At 73.4% G+C, this 21,309-nt stretch carries 16 protein-coding genes; 11 read left to right on the top strand and 5 right to left on the bottom strand.

What is annotated here, in order from left to right:
* Entirely contained in the window at positions 1-3,957 is a 3,957-nt protein-coding gene (gene hrpA / locus DQ241_RS02790; protein WP_113828596.1) for an ATP-dependent RNA helicase HrpA, read from the bottom strand.
* 153 nt (positions 3,958-4,110) lie between these two features.
* Between hrpA and DQ241_RS02785 the strand changes: the two genes are divergently transcribed.
* The 3 genes from DQ241_RS02785 to DQ241_RS02775 are packed head-to-tail and all read left to right on the top strand — an operon-like array spanning position 4,111 to position 8,172.
* Complete coding sequence (locus DQ241_RS02785) at positions 4,111-4,602, top strand: MarR family winged helix-turn-helix transcriptional regulator (protein ID WP_113828595.1); 492 nt, start codon at positions 4,111-4,113, stop codon at positions 4,600-4,602.
* Positions 4,599-6,356 (top strand): MDR family MFS transporter, encoded by a 1,758-nt coding sequence (locus tag DQ241_RS02780; protein ID WP_113828594.1) that lies wholly within the window; start codon positions 4,599-4,601, stop codon positions 6,354-6,356. The genes DQ241_RS02785 and DQ241_RS02780 overlap by 4 nt, the downstream gene beginning before the upstream one ends.
* A gap of 19 nt (positions 6,357-6,375) precedes the next feature.
* Complete coding sequence (locus DQ241_RS02775; RefSeq protein ID WP_113828593.1) at positions 6,376-8,172, top strand: acyl-CoA dehydrogenase; 1,797 nt, start codon at positions 6,376-6,378, stop codon at positions 8,170-8,172.
* A 61-nt stretch (positions 8,173-8,233) separates the two neighbouring features.
* Here DQ241_RS02775 and DQ241_RS20790 read toward each other — a convergent pair whose 3' ends face one another.
* Positions 8,234-8,383, bottom strand: a complete 150-nt coding sequence (locus DQ241_RS20790; protein WP_199584080.1) for a hypothetical protein — start codon at positions 8,381-8,383, stop codon at positions 8,234-8,236.
* A 216-nt stretch (positions 8,384-8,599) separates the two neighbouring features.
* On the opposite strand from DQ241_RS20790, the gene DQ241_RS02770 reads away from it, so the two are divergent.
* Entirely contained in the window at positions 8,600-10,105 is a 1,506-nt protein-coding gene (locus DQ241_RS02770; RefSeq protein ID WP_113828592.1) for an MFS transporter, read from the top strand.
* Positions 10,106-10,212: 107 nt separating this feature from the next.
* The gene (locus DQ241_RS02765) at positions 10,213-11,259 is read left to right on the top strand and encodes a YihY/virulence factor BrkB family protein (RefSeq protein WP_113828591.1); all 1,047 of its coding nucleotides are present in this window, start codon (positions 10,213-10,215) and stop codon (positions 11,257-11,259) included.
* Between the two features lie 75 nt (positions 11,260-11,334).
* Here the strand turns inward: DQ241_RS02765 and DQ241_RS02760 are convergent, their stop codons facing one another.
* On the bottom strand, positions 11,335-12,039 hold the full coding sequence (locus DQ241_RS02760; RefSeq protein ID WP_113828590.1) for a hemerythrin domain-containing protein: 705 nt from the start codon (positions 12,037-12,039) through the stop codon (positions 11,335-11,337).
* A gap of 131 nt (positions 12,040-12,170) precedes the next feature.
* Between DQ241_RS02760 and DQ241_RS02755 the strand changes: the two genes are divergently transcribed.
* From DQ241_RS02755 to phaZ, 3 genes are all read left to right on the top strand, one after another.
* On the top strand, positions 12,171-13,352 hold the full coding sequence (locus DQ241_RS02755) for an acyl-CoA dehydrogenase family protein (RefSeq protein ID WP_113828589.1): 1,182 nt from the start codon (positions 12,171-12,173) through the stop codon (positions 13,350-13,352).
* Positions 13,353-13,512: 160 nt separating this feature from the next.
* Positions 13,513-15,207 carry an alpha/beta hydrolase gene (locus DQ241_RS02750; RefSeq protein WP_113828588.1) on the top strand — a complete coding sequence of 565 codons (1,695 nt, stop codon included), beginning with the start codon at positions 13,513-13,515 and terminating at the stop codon, positions 15,205-15,207.
* Complete coding sequence (phaZ, locus tag DQ241_RS02745; protein ID WP_113828587.1) at positions 15,191-16,015, top strand: poly(3-hydroxyalkanoate) depolymerase; 825 nt, start codon at positions 15,191-15,193, stop codon at positions 16,013-16,015. Before DQ241_RS02750 ends, phaZ begins: the two co-directional genes overlap by 17 nt.
* 10 nt (positions 16,016-16,025) lie before the next feature.
* Here phaZ and DQ241_RS02740 read toward each other — a convergent pair whose 3' ends face one another.
* The gene (locus tag DQ241_RS02740) at positions 16,026-16,934 is read right to left on the bottom strand and encodes an ABC transporter substrate-binding protein (protein ID WP_113828586.1); all 909 of its coding nucleotides are present in this window, start codon (positions 16,932-16,934) and stop codon (positions 16,026-16,028) included.
* 123 nt (positions 16,935-17,057) lie between these two features.
* Between DQ241_RS02740 and DQ241_RS02735 the strand changes: the two genes are divergently transcribed.
* The 3 genes from DQ241_RS02735 (at position 17,058) to DQ241_RS02725 (ending at position 20,365) form a co-directional block, all read left to right on the top strand.
* On the top strand, positions 17,058-18,731 hold the full coding sequence (locus tag DQ241_RS02735; RefSeq protein WP_233492167.1) for a phosphatase PAP2 family protein: 1,674 nt from the start codon (positions 17,058-17,060) through the stop codon (positions 18,729-18,731).
* A 132-nt stretch (positions 18,732-18,863) separates the two neighbouring features.
* Positions 18,864-19,310 carry a hypothetical protein gene (locus tag DQ241_RS02730; RefSeq protein ID WP_113828584.1) on the top strand — a complete coding sequence of 149 codons (447 nt, stop codon included), beginning with the start codon at positions 18,864-18,866 and terminating at the stop codon, positions 19,308-19,310.
* Positions 19,307-20,365, top strand: a complete 1,059-nt coding sequence (locus DQ241_RS02725) for a flippase-like domain-containing protein (RefSeq protein WP_113828583.1) — start codon at positions 19,307-19,309, stop codon at positions 20,363-20,365. Before DQ241_RS02730 ends, DQ241_RS02725 begins: the two co-directional genes overlap by 4 nt.
* Before the next feature lie 5 nt (positions 20,366-20,370).
* Here DQ241_RS02725 and DQ241_RS02720 read toward each other — a convergent pair whose 3' ends face one another.
* Positions 20,371-20,997 carry a hypothetical protein gene (locus DQ241_RS02720; RefSeq protein ID WP_113828582.1) on the bottom strand — a complete coding sequence of 209 codons (627 nt, stop codon included), beginning with the start codon at positions 20,995-20,997 and terminating at the stop codon, positions 20,371-20,373.
* Between the last annotated feature and the right edge of the window lie 312 nt (positions 20,998-21,309).

Genomic DNA, 21,309 nt, shown 5'->3' with positions numbered 1-21,309 from the left:
TCAGCCGGTGAGCTGGTCGATCGCCTTGTAGACGCGCTGCTCCGACACCGGACGGGGCGTGCCGATGCCCTGGGCGAACAGGCCCACCCGCAGCTCCTCGATCATCCAGCGGACCCGCAGCACCGGGTCGTCGGGCGCACCCGTCGCCGGCACCTGGCGGCGCAGCTGCTCGTACTCCGCCGTCACCGCGGCCACCTGCCCGGTCCAGAGCCGGTCCCGGACGGCGTTGGCCGGCAGCTTCTCCAGCCGGTAGGCCATCGCCCGCAGGTAGCGGGTCAGGTCGGGCAGCCGGCGCCGGCCGGCGGTCGCAACGAACCCCCGGTGCAGCAACCCGGTCATCTGGCCGCGCAGATCGGCGATCGCCTCGTCCGGCACCCGGCGTCCCGGCGCGGCACCGATGGCGACGGCGACCTCCCGGGCCTGGGTGAGCACCGCCTCCACCTTCTGCACGGCATCCGCGGTCAGCGGCAGCAGCTGCTGCTTCGCCGTCGCGACCAGGGCCGCGAACGCGGCGGGGTCGCGCGGTGGGCCGCCGGCGGCGGCGATCAGCTCGTCGGCGGCGGCGTCCACGCAGTCGTCCACCAGCGCCGGGATCTCGCCGTCCGGGTTGAACTGCAGCGCCAGCCGGGTGCGCGGGGACAGCCCCTTGACGACCTGCCTGCTGGGCGAGCCTGCGACCAGCACCAGCAGCCGCCGCGCACCCCGCCAGGTCAGCCGGGTGGCCTCGACCTCGGTGGCGACGACGCGCACGCCGACGGTGGCCCCCTCGTCGACCAGCGCCGGGAATGCGGTCACCAGGTGGCCGCCGCGCGCGACCTCGACGGTGCGCGGCAGCTCGCCGATCGACCAGTCGGTCAGGCCGGTGCGCTCCAGCTCCGAGGCGGCGCGGGCCAGGCTCGCCCGCGCCTGGGGCGCCACCTCCGCCTTGAGCGCGGCGAGGTCCTTGCCGGTCGCCAGCGGTCGCTGCTGGTCGTCCAGCACGCGGAAGGTGGCCCGCAGGTGCCCGGGCACCTGGGACGGCTGCCAGGCGTCCGGCGGGACGACGACGCCGGCGGCCCGGCGCAGCTCCCGCTCCAGCGCGGGCAGCAGCGGTTCGCCCGGGTCGATCCGCGGCAGCACCTCGCGGACCCGGTCCGGGATCGGCACCAGCGCCCGGCGCAGCTGCTTGGGCAGCGTGCGCAGCAGGGCGGTGACCAGCTCCTCCCGCAGCCCCGGCACGGTGAACGCCAGCGACTCCCCGGAGGTGCGCTCGACCACGGCGTCCAGCACGCCCAGGGGCACGTCCACGGTGACGCCGTCCTCGGCCGCCCCCGGCGCGAACGCGTAGGACAGCGGCAGGGTGAGGCCCTGCCGGAGCTCGACGGCGTCCGGGTAGTCCTCCGCGCGCACCTCGCCGGCGGCCTGGGCGTTGGTGAGCATCTCCGGGGTGAAGGTGAGCAGGTCCGGGGTCTCGTGCCGGGCCCGCTTCCACCAGCGGTCGAAGTGCCGGGTGGAGACGACGTCGGCCGGGATGCGGGCGTCGTAGAGCTCGAACAGCGTCTCGTCGTCGATCCCGATGTCGCGGCGCCGAGCCCGCTCCTCGAGCTCCGCCACCTGCTCGAGGGCCTGCTGGTTCGCCGCCCAGAACGCGTGGTGCGTCGTCCACCGGCCCTCGACCAGCGCGTGCCGGATGAACAGCTCCCGGGAGAGCACGGGGTCGATCGAGCCGTACTGCACCCGCCGGCCGACGACGAGCGGCAGCCCGTAGAGCGTCACGCGCTCGGTGGCGACGACCGAGCCGCGCTTCTCGTCCCAGCGCGGCTCGGAGTACTGCCGTTTCACCAGGTGGTCGGCGAGCTTCTCGACGGTCTCGGGATCTATCCGCGCCACGGTGCGGGCGAACAGCCGACTGGTCTCCACGAGCTCGGCGGCGACCACCCAGCGCGGCGGCTTCTTCACCAGCGGCGTGCCCGGCGCGATCACGAACCGGGTGTTCCGGGTGCCCAGGTACTCGCGGCCTCCCCGGCGCTGGTCCCGCGACGTCCCGGGCTGGCCGTTCTGGCCCTTCGCCAGCTCGGCCTGCATGCCGACGTGGGAGAGCAGGCCGGCCAGCAGCGCGGTGTGGATGCCGCGCTCGTCGGGTTCGGTCGCGGGGCCGTTCAGCGCCATGCCGAGGCGCCGGGCCGTGCCGCGCAGCTGACCGTGCAGGTCCTGCCACTCGCGGATGCGCAGGTAGTGCAGGAACTCGCGCTTCACCGTGCGGCGGAACTGGTTGCCGCTCAACGCCTCCTGCTGCTCGCCCAGGTAGCGCCACAGGTTGAGCAGGGCGAGGAAGTCGGAGTTCTCGTCGGCGAACCGGCGGTGCATCTCGTCGGCGGCCTGCTGGTGCTCGGTCGGCCGCTCGCGCGGGTCCTGGATGGTGAGCCCGGCGGCGATGACCAGGACCTCCTCCAGCACGCCGCGGCGGTCCCCCTCGACCACCATCCGGGCCATGCGCGGGTCCAGCGGCAGCGCGGCGAGGGAGCGGCCGGTCGGCGTCAGCTTCCCGTCGGCGTCCAGGGCGTTCAGCTCCTCGAGCAGCGCCAGGCCGTCGGCGACCGCGCGGCGGTCCGGCGGGTCGACGAACGGGAACTCCTCGACGTCGCCCAGGTCCAGCGCCGCCATCTGCAGCAGCACCGACGCCAGGTTGGTGCGCAGGATCTCGGGGTCGGTGAACTCCGGCCGGCTCTCGAAGTCCTCCTCGGTGTAGAGCCGGATGGCGATGCCGGGGCCGAGCCGTCCGCAGCGCCCCGAGCGCTGGCGGGCCGAGGCCTGGCTCACCGGCTCGATCGGCAGCCGCTGCACCTTGGTGCGATGGCTGTACCGCGAGATGCGCGCGGTGCCCGGGTCGATGACGTAGCGGATGCCGGGCACGGTCAGCGAGGTCTCGGCGACGTTCGTGGCCAGCACGATCCGCCGTCCGGCGTGGGGGGCGAAGACCTTGTGCTGGTCGGCGGCCGACAGCCGCGAGTAGAGCGGCACGACCTCAGTCCCCGGGAGCGCACGGTCGGCCAGCGCGTCCTGGGTGTCGCGGATCTCCCGCTCCCCGGCGAGGAACACCAGGATGTCGCCCGGCCCCTCGGCCACCAGCTCGTCGACGGCGTCGAGGATCGCGGTGACCTGGTCCCGGTCCTCGTCCGCTTCCGGGTCGTCGGGGTCGACGACCGGGCGGTAGCGGACCTCGACGGGGTAGGTCCGCCCGCTCACCTCGACCACCGGTGCGCCGCTGAAGTGCGCCGCCACCCGCTCGACGTCGATCGTCGCCGAGGTGATGACCAGCTTCAGGTCGGGGCGCCGCGGCAGGATCTGGGCCAGGTAGCCCAGCAGGAAGTCGATGTTGAGGCTCCGCTCGTGCGCCTCGTCGAGGATGATCGTGTCGTACTGGCGCAGCAGCCGGTCGTGCGCGATCTCGGCGAGCAGCACGCCGTCGGTCATCAGCTTGACCAGCGTCGAGTCCGACACCTGGTCGTTGAACCGCATCTTGTAGCCGACGGTCTCGCCCAGCGGCGTGCCGAGCTCCTCGGCGATCCGCTCGGCCACGCTGCGGGCGGCGATCCGCCGGGGCTGGGTGTGCCCGATCCGGCCCCGGACCCCGCGGCCGAGCTCGAGCGCGATCTTGGGCAGCTGGGTCGTCTTGCCCGAGCCGGTCTCCCCGGCCACGACGACGACCTGCGCGTCGCGGAGCGCGGCGGCGATGTCGTCCCGGCGGGCGCTGACCGGCAGGTCCTCGGGGTAGGCGATCGCCGGGACGGCGGCGCGACGGCGGGCGATCCGCTCCTCCGCGGTGGCCACGTCGGCCTCGATGCGCTCGCGCTGGCGGGCGCGCGCCTGCGGGTCGCGGACCTTGCGCAGTCCGTCGAGCCGCCGGCGCAGGCGGTGCTCGTCGGCCAGGGTGAGGGTCGCGAGCCGCTCGCGCAGGTCGTCCTGGGCAGAACTCACCGGGGCGCTCGCGTTCCTCTCGGGTGTGCTGGGTAGTGGGCGGGCTCCCAGGATCCCACTCCTCGCTGCGCGTCGGCCCGACCCGTCGAGAATGCATGCATGCGCTCTGCAACAAGGTGTACGGTGCATGGAACTGTTGGTCGAGGAGGACGCATGAGCACAGCACGGCGCGACGCCGGCCTGCTGGCGATCAGCGACCAGATGCCCCGGTTCGCGCGGCTGATCCACGGGATCAAGGCCCAGCACGCCGCTGAGGGTGGCCGCGACCTGGCGGCGCTGGTCCTGCTCTTCCCGCTCGACCGGCTGGGCCCCCTCCGGCAGAGCGAGCTGGCCGAGCAGGTGCACGCCGACCCGTCCACGGTGAGCCGGCACGTGACGCTGCTCGTCGAGCGGGGGCTCGTGCGCCGTGCGGCCGACGAGTCGGACGGCCGGGCCAGCCGGCTCGTGCTGACCGATGCGGGACACGCACAGCTGGAGCAGCTCCGCGGAGACCGCGTTGCCTACCTGCGCACGGTCACGGCCGACTGGACCGACGACGAGCTCGACACCTTCACGACCCTGTTCGACCGGCTGCTCGACGGCATCGCGAGGACGCTGCCCGCCGACCCCGCCGCCGGCACCCCGACCCGGACGGTGACCCCATGACCTCCACCCGCAGCGCGAACCGCCGTGACGCCCGCGCGGCGGCCGCCGCCCCGGACGCCGACGGTGCGTTCACCCACCGCCAGATCGTCACGATCCTGGTCGGCCTGATGGTCGCCATGTTCCTGGCGGCCCTGGACCAGACGGTCGTGGCGACCGCCATCCGGACCATCGCCGACGACCTGCAGGGCTACGACCTCCAGGCCTGGGCGACGACGGCCTTCCTCATCACCTCGACGATCTCGACACCCCTCTACGGCAAGCTCTCCGACCTCTACGGGCGGCGGCCGTTCTACCTCTTCGCGATCGGGATCTTCGTCGTCGGCTCGGCGCTGTGCGGGCTGGCCGACTCGATGTACCAGCTGGCCGCCTACCGCGCGGTGCAGGGGATCGGCGCCGGCGGGCTCATGTCGCTGGCGCTGGCGATCATCGGCGACATCGTGCCGCCCCGGGAGCGCTCGCGGTACCAGGGCTACTTCATGGCCGTCTTCGGCACGTCCAGCGTGCTCGGTCCGGTCATCGGCGGCTTCTTCGCGGGCCACGAGTCGATCCTCGGCCTCACCGGCTGGCGCTGGATCTTCTGGATCAACGTCCCGCTCGGCGCGATCGCGTTCGCCGCCGTCTGGCGGGTGCTCCACCTGCCGCACGAGCGCCGTGAGCACCGCATCGACTGGCCCGGCGCCCTGGCGCTGATCACCTTCCTGGTGCCGTTGCTGGTCGTCGCCGAGCAGGGCCGGGTGTGGGGCTGGGGTTCCGGCCGGGCGGTGCTCTGCTACGCCATCGGCGCGGTCGGCTTCGTGCTGTTCGTGCTCGCCGAGCGGGCCTACCGCGACGACGCCCTGCTGCCGCTGCGCATGTTCGGCAACCGCAGCTTCACCGTCAGCGCCGTCGGGTCCGTCGTGATGGGCGCCGGCATGTTCGGCGGCCTGCTGCTGCTCCCGCAGTACCTGCAGATCGTGCACGGCTCCAGCCCGACCATGGCCGGCCTCCAGATGATCCCGCTGGTCGCCGGGATCATGACCGGGGCGATGAGCTCCGGGATCGCGATCTCGCGGACCGGGAAGTACAAGGTCTTCCCGCTGGTCGGGATCGCGCTGATGGTCGTCGCGCTGGTGTCGATGTCGCTGGTCGTCGAGGCCGACACCTCGGTCTGGGTGCTCGCCCCGTTCATGGTCCTGCTGGGCCTGGGGCTGGGCTTCAACTTCCAGCCGGTGATCCTCGCCGTCCAGAACGCCGTCTCCCCGCGGGAGATGGGCGTCGCGACGTCGTCGGTGACCTTCTTCCGCCAGATGGGCGGCACCATCGGCACCGCCGCCTTCCTGTCCATCCTGTTCACCCGGCTGCCCACCGACATCGGCGACCGCATCGGCGAGGTCGCGGCGAGCAACCCCGAGGCCGGGGCACAGGCACAGCAGCTGCAGCAGGCCGGGCTCGAGGAGCTGACGGCCGACACCACCCGCATCGAGCAGTTCCCGCTCCTCGTCCAGCCGTTCCGCGAGGGGTTCACCGCCTCCATCGACCTGGTGTTCCTCATCGCCGCGTGCGTGGTGGCGATCGGCTTCTTCGTCTTCCTGTTCCTGCCGCAGCTCGCGCTGAGCGACAAGTCGGGCATCCAGGCCCGCCAGGGCGCCGCGGCCGGGACGGCGACCAGCGACCCGGGGGACGCGGCCGAGCAGGCGACCGAGGCGGCAGGGGCCGCGGCCCCGACGTCGACGGCTCCTCCGGTCGGCCGACCGGGGGACCGCCCGACGCCGTGAGGCGGCTTACAGTCGGGCCATGGCGTCGTCCTCGCTGATCCTGTCCCGACGCGACCTCGACTTCCTGCTGCACGAGTGGCTGGACGTCGAGTCGCTGACCAAGCGCCCGCGCTTCGCCGAGCACTCCCGCGAGACGTTCGACGCGGCGATGGACCTGGCCGAGCAGATCGCCACCGAGCACTTCGCGCCGCACAACCGCACGGCGGACGAGAACGAGCCGCACATGGTCGACGGCAAGGCGGTGCTGATCCCGGAGGTCGCGAAGGCGCTGAAGGTCTTCACCGACGCGGGGCTCATGGCCGGGTCCTTCGACGAGGAGTACGGCGGCATGCAGCTGCCGCACACCGTCGGCCAGGCGGTGTTCGCCTGGTTCAAGGCGGCCAACGTCGGCACGTCGGCCTACCCGTTCCTCACGATGGGCAACGCCCGGCTGCTGCTCGCCCACGGCAGCCAGGAGCAGATCGACACCTTCGTCCGGCCGGAGCTCGAGGGCCGCTGGTTCGGCACGATGGCGTTGTCGGAGCCGCAGGCCGGCTCGTCGCTGGCCGACATCACGACGAAGGCGGTGCCGCAGGACGACGGCACCTACCGGCTCACCGGCAACAAGATGTGGATCTCCGGTGGCGACCACGAGCTGACCGAGAACATCGTCCACCTGGTGCTGGCCAAGATCCCCGGCGGACCGCCCGGGACCAAGGGCATCTCGCTGTTCATCGTGCCGAAGTTCCTGGTGAACCCCGACGGGTCGCTCGGCGAGCGCAACGACGTCGTGCTGGCCGGGCTCAACCACAAGATGGGCTACCGCGGGACGACGAACACGCTGCTCAACTTCGGCGAGGGCGTGCACACCCCGGGCGGGCGGGCCGGCGCCGTCGGCTACCTCGTGGGCGAGCCGCACCGCGGCCTCACCTACATGTTCCACATGATGAACGAGGCGCGGATCGGCGTCGGGGTCGGCGCGACCGTGCTCGGCTACACCGGCTACCTGCACGCGCTGGAGTACGCGCGCACCCGCACGCAGGGCCGACCGGCCGGCGCCAAGGACCCGTCCTCGCCGATGGTGCCGATCATCGAGCACACCGACGTCCGCCGGATGCTGCTGGCCGCCAAGTCCTACGCCGAGGGCGGCATGGCGCTGGGCCTGTACTGCGCACGGCTGGTCGACGAGGAGCAGACCGCCGATTCTCAGGAGGAGCGCGACCGCGCCCACCTGCTCCTGGACATGCTCACCCCGATCGCCAAGGCGTGGCCGTCGCAGTGGGGTCTGGCCGCCAACGACCTGGCCATCCAGGTGCACGGCGGCTACGGCTACACCCGCGACTACCCGGTGGAGCAGTTCTACCGCGACAACCGGCTCAACCCGATCCACGAGGGCACCCAGGGCATCCAGTCGCTCGACCTGCTCGGGCGCAAGGTCGTGATGCAGGGCGGCGCCGGGCTGCGGCTGCTGGGCGAGACGATCACCGCGACCACCGCCCGCGCCGCGGGCACGGAGTGGGCCGGTTTCGCCGCCGACCTGGACGCCGCCGTCGCCCGCATGGGCGCGGTCACCGCGGCGCTGTGGGGCACGGGCGACCCCGACCTCGCGCTGGCCAACTCGCACGTCTACCTGGAGGCCGCCGGGCACGTCGTCGTCGGCTGGCTGTGGCTCGAGCAGGCGCTGGCGGCGGAGGCCGGCACGGGCTCGTTCTACGACGGCAAGCGCGCCGCGGCCCGCTACTTCTGGCGGTGGGAGCTGCCCCGCACCCGCGCCCAGTTCGACCTGCTGGAGTCGCTGGACCGCACGGTGCTCGACGTCCCGCCGAGCGCGCTCTAGACAGACCGACGCCCCGTCGTCCGCGAGGGACGACGGGGCGTGCGGGTGGTCGCGGTCTGCGTCAGGCTCTGGCAGCACCCACGGGCTCGGGAGCCACGTGCCGGGAGCCGGTCGCGCGGGCCGCGCGCTGCTCCTGCTCGTAGCGAGCGGTGGACTGCGTGCCCATCGCGATGACCAGGGCCGTCAGGACCAGGAAACCCAGAAGGGTCACGGCCGGCCACACCATCATCTGTATTTCTCCCCCACTTGCTCGGATGCACCCGCCGGGTCAGGGGCGGGGCACGTCGTCGGGAACTGTGTTCCCCCAAGTGCTGGGGTTCCAATCGTCCTTTTGTGCACTTCACCTGACGGAGTGTGACCGAGGTCACCGACCGGACCGTCGAGACGCGGTGCTCCGGCGCCCCGGGCCGCGTGGTCTGATCCGCAGGTGACCACCGCCACCCGGACCCCCGCGCCGGGGACGGCGGTCCGGCCGTGGCTGCTGGTCCTGGCCCTCTCCCTCGGCGTCACCACGCTGTCCCTCCTGCAGAGCCTCGTCGTCCCGGTGCTGGGGGCGATCGCCGAGCAGCTGGACGTCTCCCCCGGCGCGGCCGGCTGGGTCCTGACCGCGAACCTGCTGGCCGCCGCCGTGCTCACCCCGGTGCTGGGCCGGCTGGGCGACCTGCGCGGCGAGCGGCCGGTGATCCTCGGCATCCTGGTCGCGGTGGTGCTCGGCACCGTGCTGGCGATCGCCACGACCTCGCTGCCGGCGCTCCTCGTCGCGCGCGTGCTGCAGGGCTCGTCGTATGGGCTGTTCCCGCTCGCGATCAGCGTGCTCCGCCGCGAGCTGCCGCAGGCCCGGCTGAGCGTGGCGATGTCGGTGGTCAGCAGCACGCTGGCGGTGGGCGGTGTCGTGGGTCTGGTGGCGACGGGCCTCCTGGCCGGCGACGGCGCCGACTACCGCACGCCGTTCTGGGTCGGCCTCGGGGCGGCGGTGACGTCCCTGGTGACGGCGTGGGCCGTGCTGCCCCCGCCGGTGGCCCGGGCGTCGGGCCGGGTCGACTGGTGGGGCGCCGTCGTCCTGGGCCTGGGGCTCGTCCTCCTCCTGCTGCCCGTGTCGCAGGGCACCACCTGGGGGTGGGCGTCGCCCGGCGTCCTGGGCTGCGCGGCCGGCGCCGTCGTCGTCCTCGGCTGCTGGGTGGTGCTGCAGCGACGGACGGCCGAACCGCTGGTCCGCCCGGCGATGCTCGCCGACCGGCGCACGGTCATCCCGAACCTCGCCGGGTTGATGACCGGGCTGGCGCTGTTCGCCTCCTTCCTCGCCGTCCTGCAGTACGTGCAGAGCCCCTCGGACGTGACCGGCTACGGGTTCGACGCGACGGTGCTCGAGGCGGCCGTGGTCTACCTGCTGCCCGGCGGGGTGCTGGGGATCCTGGTCGCACCGTTCGCCGGCCACGTGGTGACGAGGCTCGGCGGGCTGCCCACGCTGCTGCTCGGCGCGTCCTGCGGGGTGGCGGGGTTCGCGCTGCTGGCCTTCCTGCGCGGGCAGCCGTGGGTGGTCGTCGTCGCCGGGCTGCTCACCCAGCTGTCGGTCACGGTCGCCTACGCGGCGCTGCCGTCGCTGGTCGTGCAGGCGGTGCGCGAGGACGAGACTGGCGTGGCCAACGCGGTCAACTCGATCGCCCGCTCGGTCGGCCAGGCGATGGGCAGCACGCTCGCGGTCACCCTCATCGCGGCCAGCACCGACCAGGGCACCGGGCTGCCCCGGAACATCGCGTTCACCTGGGTGTCCTTGATCGGCGCGGGGGCGTCGGCGGCCGTCGTGCTGGTCGCCGTGGCGGGGTTGATCGGTGACCGCCGGTCGGGCCGGCCGCGCCGGCCGGACCCCCTGGCACCGGTCGAGGAGGCCGTCGCGGGCGCCGGCGAGTGGTCGCCGGTCTCCGGCCTGCGCTGACCTGCGCGTTCCACGCGGCACGCCGGGGCTCGGCATGGAACGGGTCCGTCCGGGGAACCGGAGCACCGATCGAGGGCTCCGCGCCTTCCCCCGAACCGGAGGACTCCATGACCCGACCCACCGGCTCGTCCAGCCGCACGAGCAGCACCAGCGAGGCGCGATTCTCCGGCAACCACGCCGCGAGCGACCCCGCACCGGACAACGACAAGATCAGCGGCACCCGGGCCGACTACGCGCCCGTGGGCGCCGACCCCAAGCCCACGACCGGCGGCACGATCAAGCGCACGGTGAAGGAGTTCAGCGAGGACAACCTCACCGACTGGGCGGCCGCGCTCACCTACTACGGCGTCCTGGCGCTGTTCCCGGCACTGGCCGCCCTGGCCTCCCTCGTCGGCCTGTTCACCACGCCGCAGGAGCTCAGCGACGCGCTGACCACCGTGGTCCCGGCCAGCGCCGCCGACACGCTGAACCCGGTGATCGAGCAGGTCGCCGGCAACCAGAGCACCGCCGGACTGGCCCTGGTCATCGGTCTGGCTGCGGCCATCTGGTCGGCGTCGGGCTACGTGGGTGCCTTCACCCGCGCGGCCAACGTCGTCTACGAGACGCCCGAGGGTCGCAAGGTCTGGAAGCTCAAGCCGCTCCAGCTGCTCGTGACGCTGATCGGCGTGCTGTTCGCCGCCGTGATTGTGGCGCTGCTGGTGCTCAGCGGGCCCGTGGTCGACGCCATCGCGTCGGCCGTCGGCATCGGCGAGACCGGGCAGACCATCTGGAACGTGGCCAAGTGGCCGGTGATCCTCGTCGTCCTGGCGCTGATGATCGCGGTCCTCTACTACTCGACCCCGAACGTGAAGCTGCGCGGCTTCAAGTGGGTCAGCCCCGGCGCCGGGGTGGCCATCCTGGTCGCCGTCGTCGCGTCGGCCGCCTTCGCCTTCTACGTGGCGAACTTCAGCAGCTACAACGCCACCTACGGGACGCTGGCCGGCGTCGTGATCTTCCTGATCTGGTTCTGGCTGATCAACGTCTCGCTGCTGTTCGGCATCGAGCTCGACGCCGAGATCGAGCGCACCAAGGAGCTGAAGGAGGGCGTGCCGCGGGCGGACAAGGAGATCCAGCTCGACGCCCGGGCCAACCCGAAGGACAAGCAGACGACCTGACCCCGGACCTACGCCGAGTGCGACGAACTCGTGGCCATCGAGAGCTGATGGCCACGAGTTCGTCGCACTCGCGGGTCAGCGGCTGGTCGGAGGCCGGTCGCCCGCGCGGGACAGCGGCACCCGCTCGACCAGCCCGGCCAGCGCCGCCAGCCCGCCGCTCACCGCGCGGCCCGCCGGGGCGAACCGGTCCGGCACGCGCCGGACGCCGGCGTCGACGGCGTCGCGGGTTCGGTCGATCAGCGACAGCGGCAGCCCGGACAGCGCGTTGCCCGGTGGCCGCCGGGACACGGTGGGGTGCGGACGGGTCGGCGAGATCCGCCGCACGAGCGCCCAGCGCCGGCCCAGCGCGCGCAGCTCCTCGGCCGACAGCGCCTCCTGCAGCCGGGGGAACAGCACGTCCTCCTCGTCGCGGACGTCCTCGCGCAGCACCTCGACCAGGCGCCGCAGCCGGACCGGCCGCTCCGGGGAGCCGAGACCGTCCCGCTCCAGCGCGGCCACCAGCTCGTTGACCTCCTGGTGCTCCTCCTCGACCTGCAGGGTCAGGGCGTCGCCGTCGGGCAGGACCCGGCGGATCACCGGCCAGATCACCGTCTCCTCGGCGAACGCATGGCTGAAGACCAGCCGGTCGATGCGGGTGAGGACCTCCTCCTGCGCGGCGCCGGTCGCGCCGTCGAGCTCGGAGAGCAGCCGGTCGAGCTCGACGTGGTCGCGGCGCTGGCGGACCAGCACGCTGCCGGGCCCGCCGAGCTCCTCCTCGGACTGGTCGGCGATGGATCGCACGGTGGTTGCCTCCTCGGCCTCGCGGTGCCCGGGTGGTGCCCGTCCGGGTGGTACCGCATTCGTCACGTTCCGCGGCGGACGCCGGCCGGGTACCCCCCGGGGCGACACCCGGACTGCAGAGAGGCAGGAAAATGAGCGAGCGCCCGCCGGTGACCTCGGACTTCTACGACCTCGAGGCGCTGCTCGACGACGACGAACGGGCACTCCTGCACCGCGTCCGGGCCTTCATGGACCAGCAGGTCGAGCCGGTCATCAACGGCTACTGGTCCCGCGGGCAGTTCCCGCACGAGCTGGTCCCCGGGCTGGCCGAGCTCGGCATCGCCGGCAACCCCTACTCCGGCTACGGCTGCCCCGGCCGCTCGTCGCTGCTCGACGGGATGATCGCGATGGAGCTCTCCCGCGGCGACGCCTCGATCTCCACGTTCATGGGCGTGCACGGCGGCCTGGCCATGGGCTCGATCTACCTGTGCGGCTCGGAGGAGCAGAAGGAGCGCTGGCTGCCGGCCATGGCGCGGATGGAGCTCATCGGGGCGTTCGGCCTCACCGAGCCCGAGCACGGCTCCGACATCGCCCGCGGTGTGCGCACCACGGCCCGGCGCGACGGCGACGGATGGGTGCTCAACGGCGAGAAGAAGTGGATCGGCAACGCCAGCTTCGCCGACCTGGTCGTCATCTGGGCCGTCGACGAGGAGACCGACGACGTGCTCGGCTTCGTCGTCGAGAAGGGGACCCCGGGGTTCACCGCCGTCGACCTCGAGGACAAGATCGCGCTGCGGGTGGTGCAGAACGCGCTGATCGCGCTCGAGGACGTGCGCGTGCCCGAGGAGAACCGGCTGCAGGAGGCGCACAGCTTCCGCGACACCGCGAGCGTGCTGCGCATGACCCGCGCCGGGGTGGCGTGGTCCTCGGTCGGCTGCTCGCGCGGCGCCTACGAGCACGCCCTGCGCTACGCCACCGAGCGGGAGCAGTTCGGCCAGCCGATCGCGGAGTTCCAGCTGGTGCAGGACCTGCTGGTGCGCATGCTCGGCAACATCACCGCCTCGGCGGCGATGTGCGTGCGCCTCGCGCAGCTGCAGGACGCCGGCACGATGACCGACGAGCAGGCCTCGCTGGCCAAGGCGTTCTGCACCATGCGGATGCGCGAGACCGTCGGCTGGGCCCGGGAGCTCATGGGCGGCAACGGCATCCTGCTGGAGAACCACGTCGGCCGGTTCGTGGCCGACGCGGAGGCGATCTACTCCTACGAGGGCACCCGCGAGGTGAACACGCTCATCGTGGGCCGGGCGGTCACCGGCTCCAGCGCGATCGTCTGACGACACCCCGGGGGGCATCCCAGCGGGAAACGAGCGAGGAGCGGACCCGGGCGCGGAGTCAGACCCGGGTCATCGTCTGACGGGGCCGTTCCGGATCTCCTGCCGGTCCGGAGCAGGTGTGCTTCAGTGAGCTGAGTCACACCCGCTCGAAGGAGGCCCCATGGCCCAGCCGGACATCCCCGAGGGCGCAGCCGAGGGCGCCCTGGGCCTCGACATGGTGCTGGTCGACGCGGCGCGTGGCCCGCTGCGCCGGCTGGTGCCGCCGGCCGGTACCGCCCTCCGCTTCGGCGCCGCGCTGGCCCGGCAGCCGGGGACGCTGGTCCGGCGCACCGGCGAGCTGGCCCGCGAGCTGGGCCGGATCACGGTCGGCCGCTCCGAGCTCGCGCCGGGCCGCAAGGACAAGCGGTTCGCCGACCCGGCGTGGACGGGCAACCCGCTGCTGCGCCGGGCCATGCAGACCCACCTCGCCACCGCCCGGACCACCTGGGAGCTGATCGAGGACGCCGATCTCGGCTGGCAGGACGACGAGCGGATCCGGTTCACCGCGACCAACCTCGTCGACGCCCTCGCCCCGTCCAACGTGCCGGTGGTCAACCCGCTCGGCTGGAAGGCGCTGATCGACACCGGCGGGACGAACGTCGTCCAGGGGCTGCGCCGCATGGTGACCGACCTCGCCACGCCCCCACGGGTCCCCTCCATGGTGGAGCCCGACGCATTCGCGGTGGGCGAGGACCTGGCGGTCACGCCCGGCGTCGTCGTCTTCCGCACCGACGTGTTCGAGCTGATCCGGTACCGGCCCACGACGGACACCGTCCGCGAGGTCCCGCTGCTCATGGTGCCGCCGACGATCAACAAGTACTACATCGCCGACCTGGCGCCGGGGCGCAGCATCGTCGAGCACTACGTCGCCGCCGGTCAGCAGGTCTTCATGATCTCCTGGCGCAACCCCGACGAGCGGCACGCCGAGTGGGGCCTGGACACCTACGGGCAGGCGCTGCTCGACGCCATGGACGCCGTCGAGCAGGCGTCCGGCAGCGAGCGGGTGGCGCTCCAGGCCTTCTGCTCCGGCGGCATCATCACCGCGATGGTCCTGGCCCACCTGGCCGCGACCGGCCGGCAGGACCGGGTGGTCGCCGCGAGCTTCGCCGTCACCGTCCTCGACTGGTCGCGGGCCGGCACCGTCTCGGCGCTCATGGACGAGGAGTCGGTCCGGGCGGCCACGGAGCGCTCCCGGCAGAAGGGCTACCTGGACGGCGCCCAGCTGGCCGAGGTCTTCGCCTGGCTGCGGCCCAACGACCTCATCTGGAACTACTGGGTCAACAACTACCTCCAGGGCAAGCCGCCGCCGAACTTCGACATCCTGTTCTGGAACGCCGACACGACCCGGATGACCGCCGGGCTGCACCGCGACTTCATCGACGTCGCGCTGGGCAACTCGCTCACCGAGCCGGGGGCCGCGACGATGCTGGGCAGTCCGGTCGACCTGTCCGCGGTCACCGTGGACAGCTACGTGACGGCGGGCATCGCCGACCACCTCTGCCCCTGGCAGGCCTGCTACCGCAGCACCCAGCTGCTGGGCGGGCGGAGCCGGTTCATCCTGTCCACCAACGGTCACATCGCCTCGCTGGTGAACCCGCCGGGCAACCCGAAGTCGACCTTCCAGGTGGCGGACGAGACGCCACCGGACCCCGACGAGTGGCTGGCCGCCGCACGCACGGAGAAGGGCTCCTGGTGGCCGGACTTCACCGCCTGGCTCGGGGAGCGGTGCGGGGAGGAGATCCCGTCGCCGACCGAGCTCGGCGGCGGGCTCGAGGTGCTGGGCGAGGCCCCGGGGACCTATGTCTTCGACCGGTAGCGGCGAGCGGGTCCGCTCGGTCAGCGCGGGCGGCCGGACCATCCGGACGTCGGTCCGGGCGGGTACCGACGACGGCGTGCCGCCGCTGCTGCTCGTGAACGGGATCGGCGCGAGCCTCGAGGTGCTCCAGCCCTTCGTCGACGCGCTGGACCGCCGGCGCACGGTGATCCGCTTCGACGTCCCCGGCGTCGGCGGATCACCGGCCCCCGTCGTCCCCTACAACCTGGCCACGTTCAGCGTGGTCCTGGCCCGCACGCTGGACCGCCTGGGGTTCGGCGGGCCGGTCGACGTGCTCGGGCTGTCCTGGGGCGGCGGGCTGGCCCAGCACTTCGCCGCCCAGCACCGGGCGCGGTGCCGCCGGCTGGTGCTCACCGCGACGGGTACGGGCTCGCTGATGGTGCCCGCCTCGCCGCGGGTGCTGGCGCGGATGCTCACCCCGCGCCGGCACCGCGATCCCGACTACGCGCGCAGCATCGCCGGGGAGATCTACGGCGGCACGATGCGCACCGAGCCGGAGCGCGCGGCCCGGGCGCCGCACGCAGCCACCCGGCTGGGCCCGCGGCGCGGCTACTACTTCCAGCTCGCCGCGAGCACCGGCTGGAGCAGCCTGCCGTTCCTCCAGCTGATCCGGCAGCCGACGCTGGTGCTCGCCGGGGACGACGACCCCATCGTGCCGGTGGTCAACGCCCGCATCATGGCCCGGCTCCTGCCGCGGGCCACGTTGCACGTCTACCGCGGCGGCCACATCGCGCTGATCACCGAGGCGCCCGAGCTCGCGCCCGTCGTCGAGGGCTTCCTGGACGGGTAGACCCGGCCGATCAGCTCTGCCGGTCCCACCAGGTCGCGGCCGCCTCGGCCGGGGTCCGGCCGTCGAGCTCGACCGCCCGGTTCAGCTCGACCAGGTCCTCGGTGTCCAGCGCGGCGCTGGTCTGGTCCAGCGCCGTCCGCAGCCGGTCACCCCAGCGGTCGGTCACCTCCGCCCGCACCATCGGGACGACGTTCTCGCGCGGCTGCAGCCCGCGGTCGTCGGCCAGCAGGACGACCGGCGCCACGGCCAGCCGGGCGTCGGTCGTCTCGAGCATGCCCACGTCGACCTGCCCCGACAGCAGCGCCTCCAGCGTCGCCGCCCGCGTGGGCATGCTCAGCACGTCGCCGAAGCGCAGGTCGTACACCTCCTCCAGGCCCAGCAGGCACAGCGGCCGGTCGGGGCACTCGGGCGGTCCGCCGAACACCAGCTGCGGCGACAGCGGCGCCAGGTCGGAGAGGGTGCGGACGCCGTGCTCCGCGGCGAACGCGGCGGTGACGACGAACCCGTTCTGGTCCTCGGCCGACGACGGGGTGAGGACGTCCACCCCGCGCCCACCCATCGTCCGGGTCAGCACCGCGTGCATCTCGTCGGGCGCGGCGGGCAGCCGCGGGAACCCGGGCCGGGCGAACACCAGCGCCGTCCCCAGGTAGTCGACGACGACGTCGACGACGCCCTGCTGGAGCGCCGGGGAGACGACCTCCCGGGTGCCGATGCCGTGCTGCACCGACACCGGCAGGCCCGCGCGCCGGACCGCCTCGGCGTAGACCTCCACCAGGATCTGGTTCTCCGGGAAGTCGTAGGACGCGAACCGGATCGTGCCGTCCTGTCCCGGCGCCGGCGCCGGGGTGCCACCGCAGGCCGCGAGCGCGACGAGGACGGCGGCGAGGACGGCGCGCAGGGCACCCCGGCCGGTGGGCACGGCTCACGGTAGAGCGCGACAGGGACGAAAGGGGATGGTCCCGGCGCCCCGCGGCGGGCACCATTCGGCGACATGGCGTCGGTGCCGCAGGCGCTGCCTCCCGCAGGTGCGACGGGCCCGGCCGTGCGTCCGGCCCCGCCGGCGATCGCCCGTGTCCGGCGCCGCCGGCGGCCCTCGGGCGAGCCACCGGCGCTGCCCCGGCAGCTGCGCACGTCGGGGAAGTGGTGGCTGGCGCTGAGCGGCCTGGTCCTGGTGGCCTGGGTGGTCGTCGTCGTCACCGGCACGATCCGCTACTTCGACGTCGCCGACACCCGGGTGCTGCAGGCCTTCGCCGCGCTGCGGACCCCGATCGGCATCGACGTCGCCGAGGTGGCCGGCGTCCTGGCGACCGAACGGGCGCTGCACGCCATGTGGCTGACCAACCTCGTGCTCCTGGTGGCCTTCCGGCGGTGGCGCCACCTGTTCGTCTGGTTCGGCGTCGTCCTCGTCGTCGTCAACGTCGCCGCGGTCATGTCCACGACGCTGCAGCGGCCGCGCCCGTTCGAGGTGGAGCTGGCCGGCTCGTGGTCGGGCTTCGCGATGCCGTCGCTGCCGATGACCGTGCTGGCCGCCTTCCTGGTCAGCACGCTGTACGCGCTGGTCCCGCCCGGGCACAAGCGCACGATCGGCAAGTGGGTGGTCTGCGGGCTGCTCGTGGTCACCGCGCTGTCCCGGCTCTACCTGGCGCAGGACCACCCCTCGGGCATCGTCGCGGGTGCCGTGCTGGGCGTCGCGGGGCCGCTGACCGCCTTCCGGCTGCTCACGCCGAACTCGGTGTACCCCGTCCGCTACAGCCGGGGCCGGCCGGCGCACCTGGACGTCAGCGGCGAGCGGGGCGATGCGATCGTCCGCGCGCTGCAGGACCAGCTCGGCCTGCTGGCCACCGAGGTGACGCCGTTCGGGCTGGCCGGGTCGGGCGGCTCGACGCCGCTGAAGATCGCGGTCAAGGGCGACCCCTCGGCCGACGACGGCGACAGCTGCGTGTTCGGCAAGCTCTACGCGATCACCCACGTGCGGTCCGACCGCTGGTACAAGCTCGGCCGGACGCTGCTCTACGGCCGGCTCGAGGACGAGAAGCCGTTCCACACGGTGCGGCGGCTGGTGCAGTACGAGGACTACATCCTGCGGCTGTTCTGGGAGGCGGCGCTGCCGGTGCCGCACCCGCTCGGGATCGTGGAGATCACCCCGGAGCGCGAGTACCTGCTCGTGACGGAGTTCATCGCGGGGGCGCAGGAGGTCGGCGACGCGGAGGTCGACGACTCGATCATCGACCAGGGGCTGTTCGCCGTGCGCCGGATGTGGGACGTCGGCATGGCGCACCGCGACATCAAGCCGGCCAACCTGCTGGTGCGCGACGGCACGCTGTTCGTCATCGACTCGGCCTTCGCCGAGGTGCGCCCGAGCCCGTGGCGGCAGGCGGTGGACCTGGCGAACATGATGCTGGTGCTGGCGCTGCGCACCGACGCGCGGCGGGTGTTCGAGCGGGCGCGGCGGCAGTTCAGCGACGAGGAGATCGCCGAGGCGTTCGCCGCCACGCGCGGGCTGACGATGCCCACCCAGCTGCGCCGGATGCTGCGCCAGGAGGCCAAGCGGGGCCGCGACCTGCAGGCGGACTTCCTGGCGCTGCTGCCCTTCCGGCTGCCCCCCGTGCACATCCAGCGCTGGACGTGGCGGCGGTTCGGGCTGACCGCGGTCACCCTGGTGCTCGCCGGCGGCGCCGCCGTCATCACCGTCGGCCTGCTCGGGTCGCCGCTGTGACCCGCCGCCCGGGCGCGGTGCTGGCCGCCCTGGTCCTCCTCCTGCTCGCCGGCTGCGTGCGCCCGGTCGTGCTCCACTCGGAGGTGCTCGCCTGCCGCGAGGGCGACGAGGGGCACCCCCGCCAACGGCGTCGTGCTGCTGGCCCAGTCGGTGCCGACGGCGACCTGGGTGCCCTGCCTGGAGGCGCTGCCCCTGGGCTGGGACGTCGCCGGGCTGGAGGCGAGCGACGACGAGGCCCGCTTCTGGCTGGACTCCGACCGCGACGGGGTGCACGCCGTGGAGATCCGCCTCGACGGCGGCTGCGACACCACCGGCGCCACCCAGATCCCCAGCGACCGGGAGGGGATGCAGCGCTGGGAGCGGGTCACCGAGGTCACGCCGCAGTACGTGGGGACGCGGTCCTACCTGTTCGAGGGCGGGTGCATCAGCGTGCTGTTCCGGCTCTCCGGGGAGAACCGGGCCGAGCCGCTCGGTTTCGCCACCCAGGGGATCGGCGCCGTCCCGCGCGACGCCGTCCGCGCCGCCGTCGAGGAGCAGACCGACGGCCGGCTGGAGCTCGACCCGGACGGCGACCGGTGAGCCCGCGGGCGCGCCGGGTCCTCGGTGCGGTGCTCTCCCTGGCCCTGGTGGCCGGCGTCTTCGCGTGGTTCCTGCCGCAGTTCACCAGCCTCTCCGCCGTCTGGACGTCGGTCCGCGACATGACCTGGCTCGAGCTGACCGTGCTGGCGCTGGCCGCCGCCTGGAACCTGGCCACCTACCAGTTCGTCATGGTCGCGACGACGCCCGGGCTGACGCTGCGGCAGGCCTTCGTCTCCACCGAGACGACGACGGCGGTCTCCAACACGGTGCTCGGCGGCGCGGCGATCGCGCTGGGCCTGACCTACGGCATGAACTCCTCGTGGGGCTTCTCCCGCTCCCGCACCTCCGTGGCGCTGCTGGTCTCCGGGCTCTGGAACAACTTCTCCAAGCTGGGGCTGCCGGTGCTGGCCCTGGCCCTGCTGGCGTTGAGCTCGACGCCGAGCGCCGGACGGGTGACCGCGGGCGTGCTCGGGGTGCTGGCCCTGACCGCCGCCGTCGTGCTGCTCGGCTCGCTGCTGCGCAGCCCGGCCGGCGCCGAGCGGATCGGCACGGCGGCGGGCCGGGTGGCCTCGGCGCTGCGCCGGCCGTTCCACCGCGGTCCGGTCACCGGCTGGGAACGGGCGACGACGAAGTTCCGCGACCGGACGGCGCTGCTCCTGCGGGCGCGGTGGCACTGGATCACCCTGGCCACGCTGGTCAGCCACCTGTCGCTGTTCGCCGTGCTGCTGCTGGCGCTGCGCTTCGTCGGCGTCGACGGCGACCAGGTGAGCCTCGTCGAGGCGCTGGCCGTGTTCGCCTTCGCCCGGCTGCTCACCGCCGTCCCCTTCACCCCCGGCGGGCTCGGCGTGATCGAGCTGGCGCTGATCACCGGTCTGGCCGCCGCCGGGGGTGCCCGGGCGATGGTGGCCGCCGCCGTGCTCGTCTTCCGGGCGCTGACCTACGTGCTGCCGATCCCGATCGGGCTGTGCACCTACGTCTTCTGGCGGCGGAACCGGTCGTGGCGGCGCGACCCCGGCACCGCGCCGCGCACGGAGCTGGTGCCCGAGACCGTCTGAGCGCGTCAGCCCGCCGCGGGTGCCGCCCCCCGGACGACGTGCCCCGCCGCGTCACCGAGCGGCTCGACGTCGAAGCCGCGGGCGATGAGCACGTGGGCCAGGGCCAGGTTCATGACCGCCTGGACCGCGACGTCCGCGCCGCCGCCGTGCACCCGCTCCACGCTCATCCGGTCGTGCTGCCGCCAGGCCACGACGATGCCGCCCAGCCCGGGCTGCGGGGTGAGGCAGGCGCCGCCCAGCTCGGCAGCCTCGCCCGCGGCGTCGTGCAGCGGCAGGCCTGCCTCGCTCAGCGCGGCGGTCACCTCGACGACCAGGGTGGTCAGCGGGTCCTCGTCGGAGAGGATGTCGGACCACTCGTCGGGCAGGCGCTCCAGCTGCTCCCCGAGGTGGGCCAGCCACGCCCACTCCTGCGGGGACGGCCGGCGCCCGAGCGAGCCGTCCTCCCGGCGGATCCCGTAGGCCGGGCAGGCGGCCTCGGTGAGGACCGTGGCCGCGGCGAAGCCGGCCTCGGCGCGGTCGGGGAAGGGACCGGCCACGACCTGGCGGGGGCCGTCGGTCTCGCCGACGACCAGCCACCAGCCGACGCGACCGACGTCCTCGAGGACGACGTCACTGCTGGACGGAACGCGCACGTGTCTCACCATCTCCACATCCGTGTGGTTGCCGGTCGCTGGGGAAGAGCGCCGGCCCCCGCTCGCCACCGGAGACGGCCGAGCGGGGTGCCAGAAAGGTAGGTGGCGGATGCCCGGGAAACGGCCCGTTGCCACACCGCGGGACGGCGCGTGTTCGAATCGTTGCCTGGGCCAACGCGGCGGCCGCTGACCGCCGTGTCACACGGCCACAAGTCGACAGAACCCACGCTCGACATGCGTGAACAGCGCTGATTTACAGCCGGTGACCCGGTTCGGCTCAAGTCGCCGCGGCGTGTCCTCCCAGCTGCCGAC

Source organism: Blastococcus sp. TF02A-30, assembly GCF_003319185.1.
Lineage (GTDB): Bacteria > Actinomycetota > Actinomycetes > Mycobacteriales > Geodermatophilaceae > Blastococcus.
Note: the sequence above shows the minus strand (reverse complement) of the source record. Positions and strands in the feature narration are given on the sequence as shown.